The organism is Kribbella sp. VKM Ac-2568, from assembly GCF_004345365.1.
Lineage (GTDB): Bacteria > Actinomycetota > Actinomycetes > Propionibacteriales > Kribbellaceae > Kribbella > Kribbella orskensis.
Genome location: NZ_SLVF01000001.1, coordinates 580,557 through 590,255 on the forward strand (window position 1 = coordinate 580,557; position 9,699 = coordinate 590,255).

Sequence of the window (9,699 nt, forward strand, 5' to 3'; positions counted from 1 at the left end):
GCTCGAATGCTCCGGGCCCGGTGGTCCGGCCCCGGGACTCACGGATACGAACAGCGGTACGACGCGGGAGGCTTGAGCTCACCACCAGCAGGGAGGTACGTCGCGCCATGACAAGTGTCGAAGAAGCAGTGACGAGGGTCCAGGTGCCGCTCCAGATCAACGGCCGACAGCACGTCGTCGTACTCGAGCCGCGCGTCAGCCTGCTGGACGCGTTGCGTGAGCACCTGGATCTGACAGGTAGCAAGAAGGGTTGCGACCAAGGCACGTGTGGGTCGTGCACAGTGTGGATCGACGGCCGGCGGGTGCTCGCCTGCCTGACGCTGGCGGTCGCCGCCTCGGGACACGAGATCGTCACGATCGAGGGGCTCGCCGACGGCGACCAGCTGCATCCGATGCAGCGAGCGTTCATCGAGTACGACGCCTTCCAGTGCGGCTACTGCACGTCCGGCCAGATCATGTCCGCGATCAAGGTGATCGAAGAGGGCAATGCCGGCACCGACGAGGACATCGGCGAGTTCATGAGCGGCAACATCTGCCGGTGTGCGGCCTATCCGAACATCCGGGCGGCCATCCGGCACGTCCGCGACGAAGCGGGAGGAAGGTCATGAGGCCGCTGACCTACAGCCGGGCCGCGGATGTGCAGGACGCGATCGCGCTGGCGACGGCGAACCCGGCGAGTGCGTTCCTCGCGGGCGGAACCACCGAGGTGGACCTGATCCGGGCCGGTATCTCCCGCTCCGAGCACCTCGTGGACATCAACGAGCTGCCGCTGCGCGGAGTCGAGGACCTGCCCGACGGCGGCTTGCACATCGGCGCCCTCGCGCGCATGAGCGACGTCGCGCGAACGCCGCGTGTCGTCGAGCGGTACCCGGCGATCTCCCGGGCCTTGCTGCTGGGCGCCTCGGAGCAACTGCGCAACATGGCGTCGATGGGAGGCAATCTCCGCCAGCGCACCCGCTGTGCCTACCTGCGCGACGGCGTCTCGCCGTGCAACAAGCGCGAGCCGGGGTCCGGCTGCGCGGCGCTCGACGGGTTCAACCGCGGCCACGCGATCCTCGGCACCAGTGAGCACTGCATCGCCACGCATCCGTCCGATGTCGCCGTCGCGCTGGTGGCGTTCGACGCCGTCATCCGGACGGTCGGGCCGGAGGGCGAGCGCGCGATCCCGTTCGACGACTTCTTCCTGCTCCCCGGCGACACGCCGCAGCTCGAGCATCCGATCGCTCCTGGCGAGCTGATCGTCGGCATCGACGTTCCCGGAGCGCCGATCGCCCGAGGCTCGGTCTATCTCAAGTTCCGCGACCGGCAGTCGTACGAGTTCGCCCTGGTATCGGTCGCGGCCGCGATCGAGGTGGACGACAATGTGGTCGCGGGCGTGCGGATCGCCATGGGCGGTATCGGTACCAAGCCCTGGCGGGCGCGCCGGGCCGAGACCGCGCTCGTCGGAAGCCCGCCGAACGAGACGTCGTTCCGGCACGCCGCCGCGGTCGAGCTGGCGGAGGCCGTCGTACGGGAGCACAACGCGTTCAAGGTCGAGCTCGCCCAGCGAGCCATGGTGCGCGGCCTCGTCCACAGCTTGAACGGGCGGCAGTCATGAGTGCCGTCGGTACACCGGTCACCCGGGTCGACGGCCCGGCCAAAGTCACCGGCGCGGCGCGCTACTCCGCCGAGATCAGCCTGCCCGGCATGACCTATCTGGCCGTGGTCGGGGCCACTGTCGCCAGCGGGCGGGTGACGGCGATCGAGGCCGACGCCGCGCGGGCCGCCGAGGGCGTGCTGGCCGTGCTCACCCCGGAGGAGCTGCCGAAGATCGCAGCCGAGCCACACCTGTTGCCGTCCCTGGTCGGCGGCCCGGCGCCGGGCGAGAGCTTCTTCCCGATGCAGGACGACGTCGTCCAGTACGCCGGACAGCCCGTCGCGCTGGTGATCGCGGAGGAGTACGAACAGGCGCACCACGCGGCGTCGTTGGTGCGGATCTCGTACCAACCGACCAAGTCGATCACCACGATCGAGGAGGGCCGCGAGCAGGCTTACGAAGCGCAGCGGCTCTTCGGCGGCCTGATGCCGGCACGCAGCGAGCGCGGCGACGTCGAGGCCGGCCTGGCCGGAGCGGACGTGCGGGTCGAGGTCGCCTACAAGATGGCGGCCAACCATCACAATCCGATCGAGGCCCCGTCGACGGTGGCTACCTGGGACGGCGGCAACCTGACGCTGTACGAGTCGACCCAAGGCATCCGCGCCACCCAGCAGACCGTAGCGCAGCTGCTCGGCCTGCCGATCGCCCGCGTCCGGGTGATCACCCGGTTCGTCGGCGGCGGGTTCGGCGGCAAGGCGATGGTGTGGCCGAACGTGACGCTCACCGCGATGGCCGCGCGGTACGTCGGCCGGCCGGTGAAGCTGATGCTCACCCGGCCGCAGATGTTCACGTCCAACGGGCACCGTGAGGAGCAGGAGCAGCGGATCGCGATCGGTGCCGCGCGGGACGGGCGGCTGACCGCGATCCGGCACGAGAAGTTGTCGATCACCTCGCCGTTCGACGACTGGGCCGAGCCGGCGACCGGTGTCTCGTCGCAGCTCTACGGCTGCGAGAACTTCCTCGGCGTCCACCGGCTGATCAAGGGCAACACGATGACGCCCACGTTCACCCGCGGCCCGGGCGAGTCGCTCGGCGTGTTCACCCTCGAGACGGCGATGGACGAGCTCGCCTACCAGCTGGCCATCGACCCGGTCGAGCTGAGGGTGCGCAACCACACACCGGTCGACCCGTTCGGCAATCCTTGGTCCAGCGACGGGCTGGTGGAGTGTCTTCGCCTCGGCGCCGAGCGGTTCGGGTGGTCCGAACGGAACCCCGCTCCACGGACGACCCGCGACGGCGAGTGGCTGGTCGGCACCGGCGTGGCGGCCGCGGCGTACCCGATCGCGTTCTTCATGCCACCCCAACGTGCGCGGGCCCGGATCTTCGCAGACGGCAGCGCGATCGTGCAGACGTCGACGCAGGAGTTCGGCACCGGCGTACTCACCATGGCCACCCAGGTCGGCGCCGACGCCCTCGGCGTCGCCCTCCGCGAGATGGAGTTCCAGGCCGGCGACAGCGATCTGCCGAACAGTACGGCAGCCGTCGGCTCGGCCGGTGCCGGCATGGTCAGCTCCGCGGTCCACGCGGCCGGTACGGCGCTGCGCGAGCAGTTGATCGCCTTGGCCGTCAGCGATGAACAGTCGCCCCTGCACGGAGCCGGGCCAGGCTCGGTGAAGGTGGCGGACGGGCACCTGACGTCTGCCGAACGTCCGGGCGCGGTCGACACGTACCGTGAGCTGCTGTCGCGCAATCACCTGTCCGACGCCGAGGCGCTCGGCATGTGGCGGCCGCCACCCCTGGATACGCCGCACGGGCTGCTCACGTTCGGCGCGCAGTTCGCCGAGGTCGCCGTCGATCCCGAGCTCGGCCTGGTCCGCGTGCGCCGGCTGAACGGCGCGTTCGCGCCCGGGCGAGTGCTCAACCCGCTGCTTGCCCACAGCCAGTTGATGGGCGGCATGCTGTGGGGGATGAGCCAGGCGCTCCTCGAGGGCAACCACATGGATCCTCGCTACGGTCGGTGGGCGGAGACGAACCTGGCGGAGTACCTTGTGCCGGTCAACGCCGACGCCCCCGAGGTCCGTGTCGACTTCGTCGACGTGGACGACGAACTGGTCGGCCCGCTCGGCGCCAAGGGCGTGGGCGAGATCGGTCAGGTCGGCGCCGCGGCCGCCATCGCGAACGCGGTCTTCCATGCGACCGGCCGACGGATCCGCAGCCTGCCGATGGCGCCGGAGCTCGTGATGGATCCGGCCGTCGGCGGGCGATGAGCGACGTCGGGTCGGCGGGCTCCGCGGTGCCCGCCGACCGGTCCCGGCTCCCGGAACGACCGCCACTCTCGCAACCACGCAGTACCGGCTCGCGATCGTTCCAGCAGCCCGGACTCGGGCTGCTCGGCCTGCTGCTCGTCATCCCGGTCGCGCTGGCGCTGGCGATCGGTCTCGGCGGCGACGGGTCGACCCGCGTCCTGGCACCGCTCGTCACGTTCTCCCTCCCGCTCGTCGTGATGATCGCCTTTTGGTGGGAGGACTGGCCGGGAACCCGGCTGCGAAGTAGCTGGGCCGGCTGGGCCGACACAGTGCTGATCGGTGCGGGCGCGATCGTTCTGACCGGTGCCGGTCAGACCCTGGCCGGTCGTCTCGATCCAGCGGCCCTGTTCGATCCCGCACCCGGTCCAGGTCACGTACCCACGTTTCCCGCCACCATGCCGCTCGCCGGCCTGGCTTTCGTCGTGATGCTCCAGATCACGCTCGTCGGTGAGGGGTGGCCGCTGCGGCGCCTCCACCCGCTGGTTGCCGGTCCGATCGCGGTCGCGATCTCCTGGGCCATCGCGATCGTCGGCTACCTGACCGTCGTACAGGTCGAGCCGCCGGCTGGTTCGGACGTGATCTCGCGGGACGGGCCGGTGCCAGGCGCCGTACTCGGCGCGACGCTGGTACTGATCGGCGCCTGGCAGGTGCTCTGTTTCGTCGTCTGGCGCGGTTGGCCGTTCGTGACTGTTGCGAGCCGAGCGGCCCGCCTCACCATCGCCCACGTGACGGTGATCGGCGGCGGGATCGTCAGCTACCTCGTCCTGCGGGAACTGCTGGGCCTGACTCCTTCGCGAATCGCCGCGCTCAGTGGCTGCTTCATCGCCGCCGGCCTGTTGTTCGGCATGCTGTTCGAGGGCTGGCTCGGCAATCTCAGTCCCACCGTCGAACGCGCCGCTCTCCTGCTGGCCACACTCGCTCTGGCGGCGCTGTTGGCGGTCGGGTTGCAGGCAATCGCCACCAGGGCAATGCACCTGACGCAGAGCGCCGCGGACGACTGGGTCGGCCACGCCACCCTGAACGCCCTGGCCGTCGCGATCATCCTCCACGTCGCCGTCGGACGACGCTGGCCCTTCCCACACCCCGCTGACCAGGCACCACGGACGTCGAGCGGCGGTTCAGGGTCAGTTGATGTCTAGCGTGTCGCCGGGCGCGAGGGCCTTGTAGGGACGCTCGTCGGAGTTGAGGAAGCGCGGCATCATGCTGAGGCCGATCTGGCTGAGCAGGGCGTCGTGGATGCCGACGAGCTGCTCGGACTTCACCGAGCGGGCGTAGTCCACAGCCGGCGGCAGGGAGAACCACGGGCCGGAGATCGGCACGAGGTTGGTGTGTACGGCGCGGTCCGGCTGGGTGAACGAGTCGCCCGGGTGGTAGACGGCGTCGTCGATCAGGAAGCCGATGTTCTCGCAGGGCACGCCCCACTCGGGCAGGATGATCGCGTGGTCCTTGCCAAAGGCACTCACCGAGAACCCGGCCGCCTCGAAGGACTGCCCGCCGGCGATCACGTGCACCCGGTCGCCCAGCTCGGTCAGCTGCGCGGCGACACCGGCGTTCGTGTAGACGGGGACGTCGAGCGCCTGGACCCGCTCGATGTCCAGGTGGTCCTGGTGTTCGTGCGTGACCAGGATCGCGTCGGCGCGCTCGAACGCGGCCGCCTCGCTGAACGTGCCCGGATCGACCAGCAGGACCTTGCCGTCCTTCTCCAGCCGGACACACGCATGTGCGAACTTCGTGAGCTTCACTCTCAGTCTCCCAACGCGTCTCTCATCGGAACCAGCTTGGCGTTCGTCTCGGCCAGTTCGGCCTCCGGGTCGGAGCCGGCGACGATGCCGGCTCCGGCGAACAGGCGCATCCTGGTCGGGTCTTGGGGGTCGGCCTGGCCGCAGCGCAGCGCGATGCACCACTCGCCGTCGCCGGCCGCGTCCATCCAGCCGACGGGGCCGCTGAACCGGCCGCGCGACATCCCCTCGATCTCGCCGATCACGTCCCGCGCGACGTCGGTCGGCGTACCGCAGACTGCTGCGGAGGGGTGCAGGGCGGCGGCGAGGCCGAGTGCGGAGGCGCCGTTGGCGGCGACCCCGGCCACGTCGGAGGCGAGATGCATCACGTTCGGCAGGTGCAGCACGAACGGGGTCTCGGGCACGTTCATCGACTTGCAGTGCGGCTTCAGCGCGTCGGCCACCGAGCGGACCGCGAACTCGTGCTCCTCGAGGTCCTTGCTCGACCGGGCCAGCGACGCGGCCAGCGCGAGGTCGTGCGCGTCGTCGCCGGTACGCCGGATCGTGCCGGCCAGCACCCGGGAGGTGATCAGGCCCTTCTCCCGCCGGACCAGCAGTTCCGGGGTGGCGCCGATCAGCCCGTCGACGGAGAACGTCCAGCAGTTCGGGTACGCCGCGGCGAGCTGGCGCAACGGCCACCGCAGGTCGATCGGCTCGGCCGCGATCGCGACCAGGTCGCGCGCCAGCACCACCTTGTCGAGCTCGCCACCGGTGATCCGCTGAACCGCGTCGGCCACGATCCCGGACCACTCGGCGCCGGACCGGGCGCCGTCGGCGAAGGCGACCTGGCCGACCGGCTCGGGCTCGTACCGGGTCAGCTCCGGGGGAGCGGCGATCGAGCTCGCGCCGGAGATCGTCGTCACCCAGGTGATGCCGCCGCGGCGACCGACGATCACCTCGGGCACCACCAGCTCACTGGGGTCGGCGTCGGTGAAGCCGAAGGAGCCGAAGCAGACCAGGCCGGAGCCCGGCACACCGACCTCGTCGCGGACCACCGCGGCGCCGGTGAGGTCCTGCCACCAGGTCTGCGCCTCGGTGAACCGGTTGCCACCAGCAATCGCGAGCCGGGCGGCGGCGCCCCAGCCGACGTGGCCGTCGCCGCGCCGTACCCAGGCCAGTCCGCCGGTCTCGGGCAGGTGATCCATCAGGGCCGCGGCGACGCCTTCGATCCGCTGGCTGCGAACGACCAGCCGGGGAGCCGGCTCGTGGCCGGGTACGACCGGGTCAGACAAGCTCACGGCAACACTCCTCGCTCGCTTCCCGGCCCCGGGTCTCGATGGCCGGCCGGCTCAATGGAGATTCGCTCACGGCATGCAAGCGTATGCCGCCTTCATGTCCAGCGAATTTCGGAGCCTGTCGGAGCCGTGATGAACTAGACAGGTGAACCGCGCAGACCTCACCAAACAGCCCGAAGCCGTCGCTGCGATGTTCGACAACGTGGCTGAGGGCTACGACCGGACCAACGCGGTCGCCACGATGGGGCTGGAGAAGCTGCACTGGCGGCCCCAGACGCTGGCGGAGATCGCGCCGCGGAAGGGGATGAGGATCCTCGACCTGGCCGCCGGGACGGGTGCCTCCAGCGTGAAGCTGCGTGAGGCGGGCGCCGAGGTGGTGTCGTGCGACTTCTCGGTCGGCATGCTCCGGGTCGGCAAGCGCCGCAACCCCGAGCTGGACCTGATCGCCGGCGACGCGCTCCGGCTGCCGTTCGCAGACGAGAGCTTCGACGTGGTCACCATCTCCTGGGCGCTGCGGAACGTGAACGACGTCACGGTGGCACTGCGGGAGATGCTCCGGGTGACCAGGCCGGGCGGCCGGCTGGTGGTGCTGGAGAACTCCCACCCGACCTGGAAACCGTTCCGGGTGGCCTATCTCGAGTACATGATGCGAGCCGTCCCGGTGGTCGCGAAGGCGGTCTCCACCAACCCCGACGCCTACGTCTACCTGGCCGAGTCCGTCCGCGCCTGGCCAGGTCAGGAGCCACTCGCCCGGACGATCGAGGCCTCCGGCTGGACCCACGTCCAGTGGCGCAACCTGACCGGCGGCCTGGTGGCCATCCACCGCGGCGTGAAGCCCCTCTAATTACGCAACGGAAATCGCGCATAAATGAGTTGCAGGCAAGGGGTTCCGGGCCGGTTTCGTGTCCAAGTCAGGCAGTCCTAGACTGTCAGCTGACCAGGCCTCGTGAATCCCTTCACGAGTGACAGCCCAACCTTCAGGCCGGGATGAGATGAGCCAGAGCGCGCCGAACAGGCAGCAGGCCGAGACCGCCGATGTGATCGTCGTCGGTGCGGGGCCCGCGGGCTCGGCTGCCGCGTACCATCTGGCCAACGCCGGCCTGGACGTGCTGCTGCTGGAGAAGACCGCGTTCCCGCGCGAGAAGGTGTGCGGCGACGGGCTCACCCCGCGCGGTACCAAGCAGCTGATCAACATGGGTATCGACATCTCGCCCGAGGCCGGCTGGATCCCCAACTACGGGCTGCGGATCCGCGGCGCCGGGCACGTGCTGCAGCTCGACTGGCCGGACCTGGCCAGCCACCCGAACTACGGGCTGACCCGGAACCGGATGGACTTCGACGACATGCTCGCCCGGCAGGCCGTCAAGGCCGGCGCCCAGCTGCGGGAGCGGACCAACGTGACCGCCCCGATCCTGGACGACCGGGGCTTCATCGTCGGCGTCACCGCGAAGCCGGTCGACGACAACGGCCGCCGGGCCGGCGCCGACCTCGAGTTCCGGGCGCCGCTGGTGATGGCCGCCGACGGCAACTCCTCGCGGCTGAGTGTCTCGATGGGCCTGCACAAGCGCGACGACCGCCCGATGGGCGTGGCCGTGCGCACCTACTTCACCAGCCCACGCCACGACGACGACTACCTCGAGTCGTGGCTGGAGCTGTGGGCCGACGACCCGCAGCAGCCCGGTCAGCGCAACCTGCTGCCCGGCTACGGCTGGATCTTCGGGATGGGCGACGGCACGGTCAACGTCGGCCTCGGCATCCTGAACACCTCCGACGCCTTCGGCAAGGTGGACTATTCCGACCTGCTGAAGCAGTGGCTGAAGAACACTCCCGAGGAGTGGCAGTTCCGCGACGAGTTCCAGACCATCCCGATCCGGGGCGCGGCGCTGCCGATGGGCTTCAACCGGCAGCCGCACTACACCCGTGGACTCATGCTCCTGGGTGATGCGGGCGGCATGGTGAACCCGTTCAATGGCGAAGGCATCCCGTACGCGATGGAGTCCGGCGCGTTCGCCGCCGAGGTCGCCTCCCAGGCCCTGCGGCGGCAGCCGAACCAGCGCGAGCGGGCGCTGTCGGCGTACCCGAAGGCGCTCAAGCAGGAGTACGGCGGCTACTACACGCTCGGCCGGGTGTTCGTGAAGCTGATCGGAAATCCGGAGGTGATGCGGCTGTGCACGAAGTACGGTCTGCCGCGCACCACCTTGATGAAGTTCACCCTGAAACTGCTGGCCAACCTCACCGATCCGCGCGACGGCGACGTGATGGACAAGATCATCAACGGTCTCACCAAGGTCGCCCCGGCCGCCTGACAACGGCGGGGCGGGTGACCTGAGACACAGCGGTACTGATAACACAGTGCTGTCCCGCAACAGGACAGGACTGAAGAGCAACAGACAGCCACCGACCAGGCAGTACGGACGCAAGAAGGAGGGAGCACCCACAAGATGCACCCTTACGTACCGATCCTCATCCTCGGTGTGCTCGCGACGATCTTCGTGGCGGGCACCTTGGTGACGAGCGCGCTCGTCGGCCCGAAGCGCTACAACCGGGCCAAGCTCGACTCGTACGAGTGCGGGATCGAGCCGACCCCGCAGCCGGTCGGTGGCGGGCGTTTCCCGGTGAAGTACTACATCACCGCGATGCTCTTCATCGTGTTCGACATCGAGATCATCTTCCTCTACCCCTGGGCCGTCGCCTTCGACCAGATGGCGCTGTTCGGGTTGGTCGAGATGGTCATCTTCATCGCAACCGTGTTCATCGCGTACGCCTACGTGTGGCGTCGTGGCGGACTTGAATGGGACTGAGCA

At 69.5% G+C, this 9,699-nt stretch carries 9 protein-coding genes; 7 read left to right on the top strand and 2 right to left on the bottom strand.

What is annotated here, in order from left to right; all coding sequences use genetic code 11:
• Window positions 1–107: 107 nt before the first annotated feature.
• From EV648_RS02730 to EV648_RS02745, 4 genes are read left to right on the top strand one after another with little or no spacing between them, the layout of a single operon-like run.
• On the top strand, window positions 108–608 hold the full coding sequence (locus tag EV648_RS02730) for a (2Fe-2S)-binding protein (RefSeq protein ID WP_132284638.1): 501 nt from the start codon (window positions 108–110) through the stop codon (window positions 606–608).
• The gene (locus EV648_RS02735) at window positions 605–1,597 is read left to right on the top strand and encodes a xanthine dehydrogenase family protein subunit M (protein ID WP_132284640.1); all 993 of its coding nucleotides are present in this window, start codon (window positions 605–607) and stop codon (window positions 1,595–1,597) included. The genes EV648_RS02730 and EV648_RS02735 overlap by 4 nt, the downstream gene beginning before the upstream one ends.
• Entirely contained in the window at window positions 1,594–3,843 is a 2,250-nt protein-coding gene (locus tag EV648_RS02740; RefSeq protein WP_132284642.1) for a xanthine dehydrogenase family protein molybdopterin-binding subunit, read from the top strand. Before EV648_RS02735 ends, EV648_RS02740 begins: the two co-directional genes overlap by 4 nt.
• Complete coding sequence (locus EV648_RS02745) at window positions 3,840–5,021, top strand: hypothetical protein (protein ID WP_132284644.1); 1,182 nt, start codon at window positions 3,840–3,842, stop codon at window positions 5,019–5,021. Before EV648_RS02740 ends, EV648_RS02745 begins: the two co-directional genes overlap by 4 nt.
• Here EV648_RS02745 and EV648_RS02750 read toward each other — a convergent pair.
• Window positions 5,007–5,624 (bottom strand): MBL fold metallo-hydrolase, encoded by a 618-nt coding sequence (locus EV648_RS02750; RefSeq protein ID WP_132284646.1) that lies wholly within the window; start codon window positions 5,622–5,624, stop codon window positions 5,007–5,009. The genes EV648_RS02745 and EV648_RS02750 overlap by 15 nt on opposite strands.
• Window positions 5,625–5,626: 2 nt before the next feature.
• Window positions 5,627–6,898, bottom strand: a complete 1,272-nt coding sequence (locus tag EV648_RS02755; protein WP_132284648.1) for an isochorismate synthase MenF — start codon at window positions 6,896–6,898, stop codon at window positions 5,627–5,629.
• A gap of 142 nt (window positions 6,899–7,040) precedes the next feature.
• Here EV648_RS02755 and EV648_RS02760 point away from each other — a divergent pair, with 142 nt between their 5' ends.
• From EV648_RS02760 to EV648_RS02770, 3 genes are all read left to right on the top strand, one after another.
• Window positions 7,041–7,739, top strand: coding sequence for a demethylmenaquinone methyltransferase (locus EV648_RS02760; protein ID WP_132284650.1), 699 nt, complete (start codon window positions 7,041–7,043; stop codon window positions 7,737–7,739).
• 148 nt (window positions 7,740–7,887) lie between these two features.
• Window positions 7,888–9,201, top strand: coding sequence for a geranylgeranyl reductase family protein (locus EV648_RS02765; protein WP_132189732.1), 1,314 nt, complete (start codon window positions 7,888–7,890; stop codon window positions 9,199–9,201).
• 135 nt (window positions 9,202–9,336) lie between these two features.
• Window positions 9,337–9,696, top strand: coding sequence for an NADH-quinone oxidoreductase subunit A (locus EV648_RS02770; RefSeq protein ID WP_132189733.1), 360 nt, complete (start codon window positions 9,337–9,339; stop codon window positions 9,694–9,696).
• Window positions 9,697–9,699 lie beyond the last annotated feature (3 nt).